Below are 14397 nucleotides of genomic sequence, written 5' to 3'. Positions count from 1 at the left end.
CCTCGACCGGCTGGCTGCGCAAGTACCGCGTCCGCATCAAGGGCAACCCGGCCGAGCCGGATCTGGAGCCGCTGCGCAAGGGCATCACCGTCGATGGCGAGAAGTTCCAGCCGATGAGCGTCAGCCTCGACCGGATTCAGGGCGCCAATGCCTGGCTCACCGTCGCCCTGCGCGAGGGCCGCAACCGCGAGATCCGCCGCGCGGTTGGCGCCATCGGCCTGACGGTGAACCGGCTGATCCGGATCAGCTACGGCCCGTTCCGTCTGGGCGAGCTGCAGCCCGGCGAGGTCGAGGAGGTGAAGGGCCGCGTCCTGCGCGACCAGCTCGGCATGGACCCGAAATCCGAGGAGGCCTCGGGCCGCAAGCCCGCGCCGAAGCCCATTCCCAAAGCCGAGCCGGTGCGCCCCGGCGCCCCCGGCAAGGCGCCGCGCGCCGGCTGGGCCGCGGCCAAGCCCGAGGCGAGGACCGGCCGCACCGGCGCCCCCGCCGCGGCGAAGCCCGCCACAAAGACCACGGTAAAGACCTTCTCGCGCCGCCCGCCCCGGCCGCAGACCGCCGAGACGCTGGCAGCCGAGGCGATCGACGCGCCGAAGCCCTGGCGCAAGCCCGCCGAGCCGAAATCCAGGACCGGCGCCCGCGGCATGGCCCCGAAGCCCGGCCCCGCCAAACCCGGCGCGAAGCCGGGCCCGCGCCCCAAGCCGCGCGGTTGATCCACCGCCCGCGCGGCGTAAGCCGATGCGGCAAGGAAGAACGGGCAAGTCTTCTGCGAAGACTTGCCGCCCACGATCTTTCTGCGAAAGATCGCCCCGGTGTTTTCGCAGAAAACACGCCTCTGCGGATTTTCGCAGAAAATCCGGCCCCCCGACCCGACACCGGGCCAAACCCCCTGCCGATTGCATTTCCCCCTCCGCAGAGTGCCACCCGCAACCCGGCGCTTAGGCCCGATTTCCGCGGCGCGGCACTGGCAGGGGCCGGCCGGCTTTCCTATATCCTTGGCTGACCCGTCACGGAGGAAGCCGCACATGTCTTCAAAAGGGCTCCAGACCCTGGCCTTCCTCATGCTCCTAGGGCTGACGATCTATGTCGCCACGCTGGGGGGCGCCTGATGGCACAGCGGTTCGGCGGCAGGCACAGTCCCGAGAACTCCCGACCCTCCCCCGCCGTGGCCCCGCCGCGCCGGCCCAACGCCTGGGACGGCAAGCGCCGCAGCCGGGTGGGCAGCCGCTCGGCGGCCCTGTTCTTCCTGCCCCTGATCTTCATCGTCAAGGCCTTCCGCGGCGATCCGTCCGAGCTGGTGCTCGGTCTCGGGGCCGCCGCCGCGCTGGCGCTCGCCGCTTGGCTGACCCGCGAGGGCATCCATGCCGAGGAGGCCTATGACGCCCGTCGCGTGGCCAAGCGCCCGGCGATCCCGCGCAAGATCTTCGGCTCGGTGCTCACCGGCGCCGGGCTTTTCGCCGGCAGCCTGATGGGCGACGCCGGGCTGGTCTACGGCGCCGTCATCGGCCTGATCGGGGCCGGGCTGCACAGCCTCGCTTTCGGGCTCGACCCCCTGACCGACAAGGCCGCCGAAGGGGTGGATTCCTTCCAGACCGACCGGGTCGCCCGCGCGGTGGACGAGGGCGAGAAGCATCTCCTCGCCATGCGCGAGGCCATCCTGCGGCTCGGCGACCGCGGGCTGGAAACGCGGGTGGAGCGTTTCGCCGCCACCGCCCGCACCCTGTTCCGCGGCGTCGAAAGCGACCCCGGCGACCTGACGGCGGCGCGCAAGTATCTCGGCGTCTACCTGATGGGCGCCCGCGACGCGACGGTGAAATTCGCCGACCTCTACGCCCGCAATCACGACGCCGGAGCGCGGGCCGATTACGAGGCGCTGCTCACCGATCTGGAGACCAATTTCGCCAGCCGCACCCAGCTTCTGCTGAGCAACGACCGCAGCGATCTGGACGTGGAAATCGGCGTGCTGCGCGAAAGGCTGCTGCGCGAGCACTAGCAAGAGCCGGAGAGGTCACGGAAATCCGCCGATGGGCGGAACGGGCCGCGGGTTCCGGCGTTGGCGCAGGCGCGGATGATTGAGAAGTCATTTCGCCTTGCGTATAGAAAGTCATGTAGGGCTTGCTGCCCGGCCCCGGGCGGCGGCAAAGGTTCAGAGCGAGGCATTTGATGACCGAGTCCGTCCGCAGCAAGGCCAACGAGGCCCTTGCCGAAGTTCAAGAAGTCACCGCCGCCACCCTGCCCGCCCCCGGCCAGCAGGTCACCCCCCTCGCCGAGGCGCCCGCTCCCCTTGCCGAGACCATCCGCCAACGCATGGCGGAGCTCGACATGACCAACACCCAGTCGATCATCTCCTTCGGCTCCGGCGCGCAGGCCGAGCTGCAGACCATCAGCCAGCAGATGCTGGGCGACGTGAAGAACAAGGACGTCGGTCCCGCCGGCGACTCGCTGCGCTCCATCGTCGCCACCATCCGCGGCTTCTCGGTCTCCGAACTCGACGTGCGCCGCAAGCCGAGCTGGTGGGAACGCCTTCTGGGCCGCGCCGCGCCCTTCGCCAAGTTCGTCGCGAAATACGAAGATGTGCAGGCCCAGATCGACCGGATCACCGAGAGCCTGCTGAACCACGAGCACAAGCTCTTGAAAGACATCAAGTCGCTCGACAACCTCTATGCCAAGACGCTGAACTTCTACGACGAGCTGGCGCTCTACATCGCCGCCGGCGAGGAGAAGCTGCGCCAGATCGACACCACCGACATCCCGGCCAAGGAGGCGAAACTCGCCGCCACCCCTGAGGCCGATCAGGTGATGGAGGCGCAGGAGCTGCGCGACATCCGCGCCGCCCGCGACGATCTGGAACGCCGGGTGCATGACCTGAAGCTGACGCGTCAGGTCACCATGCAGTCGCTGCCCTCGATCCGTCTGGTGCAGGAGAACGACAAGTCGCTGGTGATGAAGATCAACTCGACGCTGGTGAACACCGTGCCGCTGTGGGAGACCCAGCTGGCGCAGGCGGTCACCATCCAGCGCTCGCGCGAGGCGGCCGGCGCGGTGAAGGCCGCCAACGACCTGACCAACGAGCTCCTCACCGCCAATGCCGAGAACCTGCAGCAGGCCAACAAGGTGATCCGCACCGAGATGGAGCGCGGCGTCTTCGACATCGAGGCGGTGAAGAAGGCAAATGCCACACTCATCGCAACAATAAACGAGAGCCTTGCCATTGCCGATGAAGGCAAGGCAAAACGCGCAGCCGCCGAGGTCGATCTTCAGCGCATGGAGGCCGAGCTGCGCGACACGCTCGCCTCCGCCCGCGCGCGCAAGACCGGCTCCGGCGACACCACCGGCACCTCCCTCCGACCCTGAGGATACCCGCCATGCGCGCAGGTCTGCACCACCGTTCCGCCCTCTCGCCGGGCCTGCCCGTGCTGGCCCTGCTGGCGCTGACCGGCTGCGACCCCACGGTGACCGGCCCCACGGCGCCGCGCGTCGGGCCGCAGCCGCGGCCGGCGGATCTGGCGCAGCCGGCCCCCGAGTCGGAGCAGAGCAAGCGGATGCGCGCCTACTACGCCAAGGTGCAGGCCGACCTCTTGGCGCAGGGCCTCTTGCGCACCGACGGCGGCGGGCAGGACACGCCCTATACCGACCGGATGCTGGCCGACAATTTCCTCCGCATCGCGCTCTACGACGAATACCAGCGCGGCGCCGCGGGCTTTTCGCAGCGCGAGACCGAAAGCCACCTGCGCCGCTGGACGGCTCCGGTGCGCGTCGGGCTGCGCTTCGGCGACTCGGTGCCGCAGGAGCGCCGGGCCACCGACCGCGCCCGCATCGGCTCCTATCTGGCAAAGCTCGCCGGCGTGACCGGCCACCCGATCAGCCTGTCCGAGGCCTCGCCCAACTTCTTCCTGCACATCGTCAACGAGGACGAGCGCCGCGCCTTGGCGCCCGCGATCAACGCCTCGCTGCCCGGCCTCTCGCCGGTCGAGGTGGCGGGCATCACCGAGATGCCGCCGACCACCTATTGCCTCGTCTACGCCCTGTCGCAGGACCAGACCGGCACCTATACCCGCGCCTTCGCAGTAATCCGGGCCGAGCATCCCGACCTGCTGCGCCTCTCCTGCCTGCACGAGGAGATCGCCCAGGGCCTCGGCCTCGCCAATGACAGCCCGCGCGCGCGCCCGTCGATCTTCAACGACGACGAGGAATTCGCCTTGCTGACCACGCAGGACGAGCTGATGCTGAAGATCCTCTACGACCCGCGCCTGAAGCCCGGCATGACCGCGGCCGAGGCGCGCCCCATCGTCCAGACCATCGCCTACGAGCTGCTGGGCGGCGAAAGCTGACATCCAAAAGGACGACACATGGCCATCTTCGATTTCCTCAAAGGCGAATTCATCGACGTCATCCACTGGGTCGACGACACCCGCGACACGATGGTCTGGCGGTTCGAGCGGCACGGCCATGCGATCAAGATGGGCGCCAAGCTGACGGTGCGCGAAGGTCAGGCGGCGGTCTTCATCCACGAGGGACAACTGGCCGATGTCTTCGGCCCCGGGCTCTACCAGCTCGAGACCAACAACCTGCCGATCATGACGACGTTGCAGCACTGGGACCACGGCTTCCAGTCGCCGTTCAAGTCCGAGATCTATTTCGTCAACACCACCCGCTTCAACAACCTGAAATGGGGCACCAAGAACCCGATCATCTGCCGCGACCCCGAATTCGGGCCGATCCGGCTGCGGGCCTTCGGCACCTATTCGATGCGCGTCACCGATCCGGGCCATTTCATGACCGACATCGTCGGCACCGATGGCGAGTTCACCTCCGACGAGATCAGCTTCCAGATCCGCAACGTCATCCTGCAGGAGCTGTCGCGCGTGCTGGCGGCTTCCGGCATCCCGGTGCTCGACATGGCGGCCAACACCGCCGACCTGTCCAAGCTGGTGACGACCGCCATCGCGCCGACCATCGCCACCTACGGCCTCACCCTGCCGGAATTCTACATCGAGAACATCTCGCTGCCGGAAGAGGTGGAGAAGGTGCTCGACAAGCGCACCTCGGCGGGCATCGCCGGCGACCTGACCAAGTACATGCAGTTCAACGCCGCCGAGGCGATGGGCTCGCCGCAATCCGCCGCCGGCTCCGCCATGGCGACCGGCATGGGCGCGGCGATGGGGCTCGGCATGGCGCAGGGCATGGGCCAGCCCGGCCCCTGGGGCGCAGCGCCCGCCGCCGCCGCTCCCCCGCCGCCCCCGCCCCCGCCGGCCGAGCCGCAATGGCACATCGCCGCCAATGGCGCGACCGAGGGCCCCTTCGCCCAATCGGCCCTGCTCGCGCGCGGCCTGACTGCCGCCACCCTCGTCTGGACCCCCGGTCAGGACGGCTGGAAACCGGCGGGCGAGATCCCCGCGCTCTCCGCCCTGCTCGCCACGGTCCCGCCGCCCCCGCCGCCCGGAGCCTGACGTGACGGATGTGACCCACTGGCCCTGCGAAAGCTGCGGGGCCGACCTCCGCTTCGCCCCCGGCCAGACCGACCTGCGCTGCGACCATTGCGGCCACCTGCAACACATCCCCGAGCTGCCGAAAGCCCGCACCCTGGCGCTCGGCGAGCTTGACCTGCGCGACGCGCTCGCCAACCAGCTGCCCGCCAGCGAAAGCCAGGATGTCCGCACCACCCGCTGCCCCTCCTGCGGCGCGCTGGTCGAATTCCAGGGCGCGACCCACGCCACCCAGTGCCCGTTCTGCGCCACCCCCGTGGTCGCCGGCACCGGCGAGACGCGGCAGATCAAGCCGCAGGCGCTGATCCCCTTCGCCCTGACCGAACGCGAGGCCCGCGCCTCGATGACCAGATGGCTCGGCAGCCTCTGGTTCGCGCCGAACGGCCTCGTGCAATATGCCCGCAAGGGCCGGGCGCTCGACGGGCTCTACGTCCCCTACTGGACCTTCGACGCCGCCACCCGCAGCCGCTACCAGGGCCAGCGCGGCACCTATTACTACACCACCCGCACCGTCACCGTGCAGGTCGATGGCAAGCCGCAGCGCCGGACCGAACAGGTGCGCCACACCCGCTGGACCCCGGTCTCGGGCGGGGTGGCCCGGGCCTTCGACGACGTGCTGGTGCTGGCCTCCACCAGCCTGCCGCGCAGTTACACCGAGGCGCTGGAGCCCTGGGACCTGAACGCGCTCACCGCCTACAGCCCCGATTACCTCGCCGGCTTCACCGCCGAGGGCTACACGGTCGGCCTCGCCGAGGGCCAGACCCGCGCGCACGAGATCATGGCGGGCGTCATCCACCAGGACGTGCGCGCCGACATCGGCGGCGACGAGCAGCGGGTGACGCGGGTCGAGACCGAGCACTCGGCCGAGACCTTCAAGCACATCCTGCTGCCGATCTGGATGGCGGCCTACAAGTACAACGGCAAGACCTACCGCTTCGTGGTCAACGGCCAGTCCGGCAAGGTCCAGGGCGAGCGCCCATGGTCTGCCTGGAAGATCGCCTTCGCCGTGCTGCTCGCGCTGATCGTCGCCGGGATCGTCGCGGCGATCAGCCAGATGCGCTAGATGAACATCGCCGCAAGGCTGTGCAGCAGGTCGCGCAGCGGCCCGAACATCGAGGCGATCTGCCAGGTGGCGAAGAACACCAGCGGGTAGAACAGCGTCGCATGCGACTTGGCCAGCGTGGTCACGTCGAGCCGCAGGAAACCGCGGGTCAGCAGCGGCACCAGCAGCATGGCCATGCCGACGCCGATCGCGGCGCCGACCAGCACGTCCGACGTGTAGTGCAGCCCGAAATAGATCCGCGGCAGGCAGATGATGAGCGCGGCGTGCAGCAGCGCCGCGATACCCACCGCGCGATGCGCGAGGAAGAACCCGGTGGCGATGGCGAAATACAGCACCGCGTGATCGCTCGGCATCGAGCTCCAGCCGTCCAGCGTCTCGTTGCTGAGGCCCGGCAGCAGCCGGAACCCGAGCTCTGGATCATGGATCGGCCGCGGTCGGTAGGGCATCAGCGTCGCCAGCCCGCGTCCGGCAAAGACCGCCAGCACCGAGACCACCAGCACCGACAGCAGCCGCGCCTGGAACAGCCGCGACTCGCGGTTGGCCGAGAACCACAGCCCCCAGAACAGCATCATCACCACCAGCCCCTTGAACAGGCTGTTGCGCTCGAGGATGTGGACGAAGGCGTCAAAGCCGGGAGAGCTGCCGAGGAAGCTGTTGATGAAAAGAGAGATCCTCAGATCCGCGGTCTGCAATGCCTCCAGCACGAGCTCACCTTCATTCTAAAAAGTGTCATAAAATATTCACAATTAAGGGGCGGCAGAATCGGCATGGATGCAAGAGGCGCCGGCCGGCCCCGCACGGATAGGCCTCATGATGGGCGGGATGTCGCCCATGACGGCCATCCTGCACACTTCCGGGTTGAAAGATCTTGGCGCAGCGACCGTCAGGCCACCGCAGCGCGGTAGAGATGCCAGCTGGCATGACCCAGCAGCGGCATCACCAGCACCAGCCCCAAGAGCGCCGGCAAGGCCCCCAGCAGCAGCGCCGAAGCCACGATCAGCCCCCAGAGCGCCATGGTCTCCGGGTTGCGCCGCAGCACCCGGACCGAGGTCACCACCGCCTGCACCAGCCCCACGTCGCGATCGAGCAGCAGCGGGAAGGACACCGCGCTGATCGCCAGCACCGCCGTGGCGAAGACGAAGCCCACCGCCATGCCGAGCCCGATCATCGCCCAGCCCTCCGGCGTGCCGGTCACCGCCTGCGCGAAGCTCCCCAGCGTCCAGAGCGTCCCGGACCCCAGCGTCGCCTTGAAGATCAGGTTCGCCGCCATGACCCAGGCCATGAAGATCACCAGATGGAACAGCGCCAGCGCCAGAATGGCCCCGAAGCGCGGCGAGCGGACCACATCGGCCAGCGCCGACCAGTCGGTCTCCAGCCCCGCCTCGCGCCGCCGGCTCATCTCGTAAAGCCCGACCGCCGCCACCGGCCCGACCAGCGCGAAGCCCGACAGGATCGGGAACAGCAGATGCAGGCTGCCCTGCACCGCCGCCGTCGCCAGCAGAAGGCCGATCATCGGATAGACCAGACAGACGAAGATCACGTCCGAGCGGAAATACCCCATGTCCTCCAGCCTCTTGCGCAGCGCGTCGCGCAGGTCCTCGCTGTCGATCCGCTGCACGCGCGGCATGTCGACCGCATGATCGCGCCCGGTCGAGACCGTGGCCTGCGACAGATAGCCGACCGCCGAACCGACGGCATCGGCGGACCACGACAGGGGATTTCCGATTGTCTTGGGCATGGTTCAACTCCTCGCAAGCGCGCGGAGCCGGATCTCTCCGCCCGCGGCAGAGTGAATGGCAGGCCGGGTGACGCCCCGGTCCTGCGATCAGCCTAGCACGAAAGTATGATTCCGTTTTTCATAAATTCGTGGCCGGTGGTCAGCCTGCGGCCTCCGCCCGATACCGCTCGATCCAAGCGGCGCTCAGCCCATCCGCCAGCCGCGCCACCCCGGGGCGTATCGCCTCCGCCGCCGGGGGCGTCACGTCCAGCGCCGCGCAGATCAGGCGCAGCGCCGCCGCCGGATCGGCGGACAGCGCCTCATAACCGATGCGCAGCGGGGCGATGCCCTCGGCTTCGAACCACTCCTGCCATGCCGCCTCGGCCTGCACCAGCGCCGTCACCTCGCGCTGCAACCGGGCGAAATCGTAATGCGGCGGCTGCGGAGGGGCGAGCCGTTCGACTTCCGTGCCATCCGGCGCGACATGCCAGAGCCCGGTCTGCTCGGCCCGCACCCGCGACACCGCCTGCGCCACCTTGTCGGCCCGGCTCAGGTGGATGAACAGCAGCGGGCTAAAGGCCGTCTCCAGCCGCGCCCTGTCAGAGGCCGCTTCCGGATGCAGCCTGCCCAGCGCCCCGCAAAGATCGACCAGATTTTCCTGCATCAGCCGTAGCCCGAACAGCGGCGTCCCGGCCTTCCCCTCCCGGATTGCCGCGGCGAGATAGGCCGCGTCGATGCCCCGCGCGGCCTGCGTCGGGGCCTCCGGCAGCCCCCATTCCTGCGCCCACCACGTCAGGATCTGCCGCCGGAAGAACGAGTCCGGCGCGCCCATCCGCCCGGTCGCGGTCAGCAAGCCGCAGAGCAGAGTGCTGCCGCTGCGCGGCGTGCCGCAAAGTATATAGCCGCCCGGCATCTTCGCCTTCCCCACAAATCGTTAGCCAATCCTTACCATGATACGCAAACCCCAGCCCTTTCAAACCCTTACCCCGATTTTCACGCGTGAAAATCCGCCCTTCCCCGAAGCTGCCCCGTTGACACCGCCTGCCCCGCCCCCGATAGAACCTGCATCCAAGCGGAGGCCCTGATGACCGACCTGACCCGAGTCCTCGATCACGCCCATATCCCCGAGCTTCCGAATCCCTATTACGGCAAGGTCCGCGACTGCTACGACCTGCCCGCGGATGCGGAAAACCCGGCCCGGCGCATCCTGATCTCCTCCGACCGGATCTCCGCCTTCGACCGCATCCTCGCAGCGATCCCGTGGAAGGGGCAGGTCCTGACCCAGGTCGCCCGCTTCTGGTTCGACCGGACCGCCGACATCTGCCCCAACCACGTCCTCTCCTACCCCGACCCCAACGTGGTGATCGGCCGCCGCCTGACGATCCTGCCGGTGGAAATCGTGGTGCGCGGCTATCTTGCGGGCACAACCGGCACCTCGATCCTCACCCTCTACAAGAAGGGTGTGCGGGACATGTATGGCCACACCCTCCCCGACGGGCTGGCCGACAACGCCCCCCTCCCCGCCCCGATCATCACCCCCACCTCGAAAGCCTTCGACGGAGGCCATGACGAGCCGCTGACGGCGGAAGAGATCCTGGCCCAGGGCCTGCTCACCCCCGCCCAGTGGGAGGAGGTGTCGCAGAAATCCCTCGCCCTCTTCGCCCGGGGCCAGCAGATGGCCGCGGAGCGCGGGCTGATCCTCGTCGACACGAAATACGAGTTCGGCATCGACGAGGCAGGCACGATCCTGATCGCCGACGAGATCCACACCCCGGATTCCAGCCGCTACTGGCTCGCCTCGGGCTACGGGCAGGCCTTCCGCGACGGCGCCCGCCCGCCCTCCTTCGACAAGGACGTGATCCGCTCCTGGGTCGCCGCCCGCTGCGACCCCTACACCGACGACATCCCCGAGATCCCCGCCGAGATCATCGCCACCACCGCGAAAGCCTATATCGACGCCTATGAGGCGATCACCGGCGAGACCTTCGTGCCCGACGCCGGCGGGGCCACCCCGCTCGACCGGGTGCGCGGCAACCTCGCGCCCTATTTCCGCTGACCTTCCGCGCGCCAACCCTGACAGGAGCCCCCATGATCCTCTGCTGCGGCGAAGCCCTGATCGACATGCTGCCCCGCGAGACCAGCGCGGGCGAGCCCGCCTTCGCCCCCCACGCGGGCGGCGCGGTGTTCAACACCGCGATCGCCTTGGGCCGCCTCGGCGCGCCGACGGGGTTCTTCTCGGGCCTCTCGAACGACCTCTTCGGCGCCCAGCTGACCGAGACGCTGGCGGCCTCGAAGGTCGACACCTCGCTCTGCGCCCGCTCGAATCGGCCCACAACCCTGGCCTTCGTCCGGCTGGTGGAGGGGCAGGCGACCTATGCCTTCTATGACGAGAACACCGCCGGGCGGCTGCTTTCCCGCGACGAGCTGCCGGCGCTGCCCGAGACGGTGGAGACGCTGTTCTTCGGCGGCATCTCCCTGGTGAACGATCCCGCCGCCAGCACCTATGCCGCGATGATGGCGCGCGAGGCGGCGTCGCGGGTGACGATGATCGACCCCAACATCCGCCCCGGCTTCATCACTGACGCCACGGCCTACCGCGCCCGCATCGCCGAGATGATCGCCATGGCCGATATCGTGAAGCTGTCGGACGAGGACCTGAACTGGCTGGAAGGTCCGGGCGACCTGACGGGGCTGGCGCGTTGCATTCTCGCGCGCGGGCCGAAGCTGGTGCTGATCACCGAGGGCTCCAGGGGGGCGCGGGCGATCACCCTGACGCAGGACCGCTTCATCGCCGCCACCGCCGTGACCGTGGCCGATACGGTCGGCGCGGGCGACACGTTCAACGCGGGCGTGCTGGCCGCGCTGCATCGGGCGGGGGTCTTGAGCAAGGCGGCGCTGGCGGAGCTGTCCGACGAGACGCTGGACGCGGCGCTGAGCCTCGGCACCCGGGCGGCGGCGATCACCGTCTCGCGCGCCGGGGCCAACCCGCCCTGGGCCGACGAGCTCTGATGCGCGCCCTGATCCAGCGCGTGCGCCACGCCTCGGTAGTGGTGGAGGGTGAGACGATCGGCGAGATCGGCCCGGGCCTGTTGATCCTGATCTGCGCCATGCAGGGCGACACCGAGACGGAGGCCGACACGCTTGCCGCCAAGATCGCCAAGCTGCGCATCTTCAAGGACGAGGCGGGCAAGATGAACCGCTCGGTCAAGGACATTGGCGGGGCCGCCTTGATCGTCAGCCAGTTCACGCTGGCCGCCGACACCAGCCGCGGCAACCGCCCCGGCTTTTCCACCGCCGCCGCGCCCGACGAGGGCCGCAGGCTCTACGAGTATTTCACCGACCGGGTGAAGGCCGAGGGCATCGTCACCGCCAACGGCAGCTTCGGCGCCGACATGGCGGTGAGCCTGCTCAACGACGGGCCGGTGACGATCTGGATGGAAAGCTAGCGCTCCCCCCGCCCGCGCAGCCGCCGCTCCAGCCGGCGCAGCGCGAGCGACAGCGTGACGGTCATCGTGAGATAGATCAGAGCCACTATATTGTAGGTCTCGAAATAGCGGAAGTTGCCCGCCGCCGTCACCTTGCCGAGCTGGGTCACGTCGGTGACGCCGAGCACCGAGACGAGGCTCGAATCCTTCACCATCGCCACGAAGTCGTTGCCCAGAGGCGGCAGGATGGTGCGGAAGGCCTGCGGGAAGACGACGAGGCGGAAGCGCAGCCAGCCCGACATGCCGAGCGCCTCGGCAGCCTCGACCTGCCCCTCGTCCACCGCCAGAAGGCCGGCGCGGAACACCTCGGCCAGAAAGGCGGCGTAAGCCAGCGCCAGCGCCAGCACAGCCCGCCACAAAAGCGAGACGTCACGGGTGCGCAGCGGCTCCAGCCCCGCCCAGCCGGTGAGCCAATTCCACGCGGCGACCCCGGCAGGGGCCAGCACGAAGGCGACGTAGAGCAGCAGCACGATGATCGGCACGCCGCGCACCACCTCGACGTAGAAGCGCGCCAGCTGCCGCAGCACCACCCAGCGCGACAGCGCCGCCATGGCAAGGCCGAGCCCCAAGAGGCAGGCCAGCCCGAAGGCGGTCAGCGTGACGAAGACGGTGATGCCGATGCCCTTGGCCAGCGTCGCCAGCACCTGCGCATAGACCGGGGCGCTGGCCACCTCCCAGAACAGCCAGCCCGCGATCCCGGCAAGCGCCAGCAGCCACCACGGGAAATCCTCCTGCCCGGGACGACGCCTCACGCAGGCCTACTCGCCCATCTTGAAGTCGAGGAACCACTTTTCATCAAGCGCCGCGGTGGCGCCATCGGCCTTCATCGCGGCGATGGCCGCATTGACCGGGGCCACCAGATCGGAGCCCTTCGGGAAGATGAAGCCGAAATCCTCGGCCCCGAGCTTTTCGCCGACGATCTTCAGCCCGCCCTCCGAGGCCGCGACATAGCCGTTGCCCGCGGTGCCGTCGGTCAGCACCAGATCGACGTCGCCCGCCCGCAGCGCCTGCACCCCCGCGCCGAAGGTCTCGAACATCTTCATCCGCGGATTGGCCTCGTCGCCGTCGAGCACCTCGTAGATGCCCACGTAGAAGGGCGTCGTGCCGGGCTGGGCGGCGATCAGCAGGTCGGGATCGGCAGCGAAGCTCTTCGCGTCGGTGAAGCGATCCTCGTCGCCGCGCACCAGCATGACCATTTCGGAGCGCATGTAGGGGTCGGAGAAATCCACCTGCTCCTTGCGGTCGTCGCGGATGGTGATGCCGGTCATGCCGATATCGTATTCTCCGGCCGCGACCGCCGGGATCATCGCGTCCCAGCTGGAGTTCTGGTAGCTGACGGTCATGTTCAGCCGCTTGGCGATCTCGGCCATTGCGTCATATTCCCAGCCCACGGCCTTGCCCGAGGCATCGACGAATTGCAGCGGCGGATAGGCGTTCTCGGTCACCACCACCACTTCGCGGCCCTGCAGATCGGGCAGAGCCTGCGCCAGAGCGAGGCCGGGCAGCAGTGTGACGAGGGCGGCGGCGCGCAGAAGGGGGGCGATCATGGGCAAGCTCCGTTGCGGGGGACGCGGCGAGGTTACGCCGCAGGGCTTGGCGCTGTCCAGCGGTCAGCCGTGGCCGCCGCAGACCGGGCAGCCGGGGCGCGGCTTGGTCGCGATGCGCCGGGTCTCGCCCCAGAGCGCGTCATAGATCACCACCGCCCCGCGCAGGCTGGCCCCGGCCCCGGTCAGATGTTTCACTGCCTCCACGGCCATCATCGAGCCGACCACCCCCGGCAGCGGCGCCGCCACCCCCGCCTCGGCGCAGGAGGGCACGAGGCCCGGCGCGGGCCGCACCGGGAAGACGCATTCGAAACAGGGCCCGCCCCGCGCGGGATCGTAGAGGCTCACCTGCCCCTCCCATTGCGCGATGGCCCCGGCGATCAGCGGCTTGCCCGCCGCCACCGCGGCCCGGTTCACCAGATAGCGCGTGTCGAAATTGTCGGTGCCGTCGAGGATCAGGTCGTACTCGGCGAGGAGCCCCGCCGCCGTCTCCTCGGTCAGGTCGCGGTGATAGGGGCGCACCTCGATGAAGGGGTTCAGCGCCCGCATCTGCACCTCGGCGGAGGCCACCTTGGGCAGGCCGATCCGCGCATCGGTGTGGATCACCTGCCGCTGCAGGTTGGAATTCTCCACCCGGTCGCCGTCGATCACGCCGATGGTCCCCACGCCCGAGGCCGCAAGATAGAGCAGCGCCGGCGAGCCGAGCCCGCCTGCCCCCACCACCAGCACCTTCGCATCCTTCAGCCGCCGCTGCCCCGGCCCGCCGATCTCGCGCAGCATGATGTGACGGGCGTAACGCTCCAGCTCCGCCGGACGGAAGGCGCCGGGCTTGTCAGGCGTGGTCCGCGCCGCCACCCGCCGCTTCAGCCGGGTCAGCCCGGCGCGGTAGAGCGCCGCGACCAGCGCGACGACGCCCACCGCCAGCCAGACCTCCGCCCGCTCTCCGGTCGCCATGCGCAGGGGATGGCCTTCGGGCAGCAGCAGATGCCCCGCCACGACGCCGAGCCAGAGCGCGAGGATCATGCCCCAGCGCAGCCGCAAGGGCGTCTTCAGCGCCCAGCCGACCGCCCAGAGCGCCCCGGCCAGGACGAAGACCATCAGCACC

General features: G+C 69.1%; 14 protein-coding genes and 1 pseudogene. 9 read left to right on the top strand and 6 right to left on the bottom strand.

The features are described 5' to 3' along the window. From C5F48_RS26025 to C5F48_RS08425, 6 genes and pseudogenes are all read left to right on the top strand, one after another. Positions 1-710: pseudogene (locus C5F48_RS26025) on the top strand (pseudouridine synthase); the annotation flags it as partial. A 395-nt stretch (positions 711-1105) separates the two neighbouring features. After that, positions 1106-1990: a 5-bromo-4-chloroindolyl phosphate hydrolysis family protein gene (locus C5F48_RS08445; protein ID WP_107663468.1), complete on the top strand. Its 885-nt coding sequence runs from the start codon at positions 1106-1108 to the stop codon at positions 1988-1990. A gap of 170 nt (positions 1991-2160) precedes the next feature. Next, entirely contained in the window at positions 2161-3351 is a 1191-nt protein-coding gene (locus C5F48_RS08440) for a toxic anion resistance protein (protein ID WP_107663467.1), read from the top strand. A gap of 11 nt (positions 3352-3362) precedes the next feature. After that, complete coding sequence (locus tag C5F48_RS08435; RefSeq protein ID WP_107663466.1) at positions 3363-4328, top strand: DUF2927 domain-containing protein; 966 nt, start codon at positions 3363-3365, stop codon at positions 4326-4328. Positions 4329-4346: 18 nt separating this feature from the next. Further along, positions 4347-5447: an SPFH domain-containing protein gene (locus C5F48_RS08430; protein WP_107663465.1), complete on the top strand. Its 1101-nt coding sequence runs from the start codon at positions 4347-4349 to the stop codon at positions 5445-5447. Position 5448: 1 nt separating this feature from the next. After that, positions 5449-6546, top strand: coding sequence for a TFIIB-type zinc ribbon-containing protein (locus C5F48_RS08425; RefSeq protein ID WP_107663464.1), 1098 nt, complete (start codon positions 5449-5451; stop codon positions 6544-6546). Here C5F48_RS08425 and C5F48_RS08420 read toward each other — a convergent pair. From C5F48_RS08420 to C5F48_RS08410, 3 genes are all read right to left on the bottom strand, one after another. Then, positions 6543-7250 (bottom strand): phosphatase PAP2 family protein, encoded by a 708-nt coding sequence (locus C5F48_RS08420; protein ID WP_107663463.1) that lies wholly within the window; start codon positions 7248-7250, stop codon positions 6543-6545. The genes C5F48_RS08425 and C5F48_RS08420 overlap by 4 nt on opposite strands. A 179-nt stretch (positions 7251-7429) precedes the next feature. After that, entirely contained in the window at positions 7430-8284 is an 855-nt protein-coding gene (locus tag C5F48_RS08415; RefSeq protein WP_107663462.1) for a DUF2189 domain-containing protein, read from the bottom strand. A 139-nt stretch (positions 8285-8423) separates the two neighbouring features. Continuing rightward, positions 8424-9176, bottom strand: a complete 753-nt coding sequence (locus C5F48_RS08410) for a Stf0 family sulfotransferase (RefSeq protein ID WP_107663471.1) — start codon at positions 9174-9176, stop codon at positions 8424-8426. A gap of 171 nt (positions 9177-9347) precedes the next feature. Here C5F48_RS08410 and C5F48_RS08405 point away from each other — a divergent pair, with 171 nt between their 5' ends. The 3 genes from C5F48_RS08405 to dtd are packed head-to-tail and all read left to right on the top strand — an operon-like array spanning position 9348 to position 11709. Further along, positions 9348-10319, top strand: coding sequence for a phosphoribosylaminoimidazolesuccinocarboxamide synthase (locus C5F48_RS08405; protein WP_107663461.1), 972 nt, complete (start codon positions 9348-9350; stop codon positions 10317-10319). A 32-nt stretch (positions 10320-10351) separates the two neighbouring features. Then, the gene (locus C5F48_RS08400; RefSeq protein WP_107663460.1) at positions 10352-11272 is read left to right on the top strand and encodes a carbohydrate kinase family protein; all 921 of its coding nucleotides are present in this window, start codon (positions 10352-10354) and stop codon (positions 11270-11272) included. After that, a complete protein-coding gene (gene dtd / locus C5F48_RS08395; RefSeq protein ID WP_107663459.1) occupies positions 11272-11709 on the top strand; it encodes a D-aminoacyl-tRNA deacylase in 438 nt (145 codons plus the stop codon). Before C5F48_RS08400 ends, dtd begins: the two co-directional genes overlap by 1 nt. On the opposite strand, the gene C5F48_RS08390 is transcribed toward dtd, so the two are convergent. From C5F48_RS08390 to C5F48_RS08380, 3 genes are all read right to left on the bottom strand, one after another. Continuing rightward, complete coding sequence (locus tag C5F48_RS08390; protein ID WP_107663458.1) at positions 11706-12500, bottom strand: amino acid ABC transporter permease; 795 nt, start codon at positions 12498-12500, stop codon at positions 11706-11708. The genes dtd and C5F48_RS08390 overlap by 4 nt on opposite strands. A gap of 6 nt (positions 12501-12506) precedes the next feature. After that, on the bottom strand, positions 12507-13295 hold the full coding sequence (locus tag C5F48_RS08385; protein WP_107663457.1) for a transporter substrate-binding domain-containing protein: 789 nt from the start codon (positions 13293-13295) through the stop codon (positions 12507-12509). A gap of 63 nt (positions 13296-13358) precedes the next feature. Next, a complete protein-coding gene (locus tag C5F48_RS08380; protein ID WP_373454337.1) occupies positions 13359-14390 on the bottom strand; it encodes a HesA/MoeB/ThiF family protein in 1032 nt (343 codons plus the stop codon). Positions 14391-14397: the final 7 nt, after the last annotated feature.

Source organism: Cereibacter changlensis JA139, assembly GCF_003034985.1.
GTDB lineage: Bacteria > Pseudomonadota > Alphaproteobacteria > Rhodobacterales > Rhodobacteraceae > Cereibacter > Cereibacter changlensis.
Note: the sequence above shows the minus strand (reverse complement) of the source record. Positions and strands in the feature narration are given on the sequence as shown.

Coding starts and splice junctions, on each gene's coding strand:
- C5F48_RS08445 (WP_107663468.1), top strand. CDS start 1,106: ATGGCACAGCGGTTCGGCGGCAGGCACAGTCCCGAGAACTCCCGACCC.
- C5F48_RS08440 (WP_107663467.1), top strand. CDS start 2,161: ATGACCGAGTCCGTCCGCAGCAAGGCCAACGAGGCCCTTGCCGAAGTT.
- C5F48_RS08435 (WP_107663466.1), top strand. CDS start 3,363: ATGCGCGCAGGTCTGCACCACCGTTCCGCCCTCTCGCCGGGCCTGCCC.
- C5F48_RS08430 (WP_107663465.1), top strand. CDS start 4,347: ATGGCCATCTTCGATTTCCTCAAAGGCGAATTCATCGACGTCATCCAC.
- C5F48_RS08415 (WP_107663462.1), bottom strand. CDS start 8,284: ATGCCCAAGACAATCGGAAATCCCCTGTCGTGGTCCGCCGATGCCGTC.
- C5F48_RS08410 (WP_107663471.1), bottom strand. CDS start 9,176: ATGCCGGGCGGCTATATACTTTGCGGCACGCCGCGCAGCGGCAGCACT.
- C5F48_RS08405 (WP_107663461.1), top strand. CDS start 9,348: ATGACCGACCTGACCCGAGTCCTCGATCACGCCCATATCCCCGAGCTT.
- C5F48_RS08400 (WP_107663460.1), top strand. CDS start 10,352: ATGATCCTCTGCTGCGGCGAAGCCCTGATCGACATGCTGCCCCGCGAG.
- dtd (WP_107663459.1), top strand. CDS start 11,272: ATGCGCGCCCTGATCCAGCGCGTGCGCCACGCCTCGGTAGTGGTGGAG.
- C5F48_RS08385 (WP_107663457.1), bottom strand. CDS start 13,295: ATGATCGCCCCCCTTCTGCGCGCCGCCGCCCTCGTCACACTGCTGCCC.
- C5F48_RS08380 (WP_373454337.1), bottom strand. CDS start 14,390: ATGGTCTTCGTCCTGGCCGGGGCGCTCTGGGCGGTCGGCTGGGCGCTG.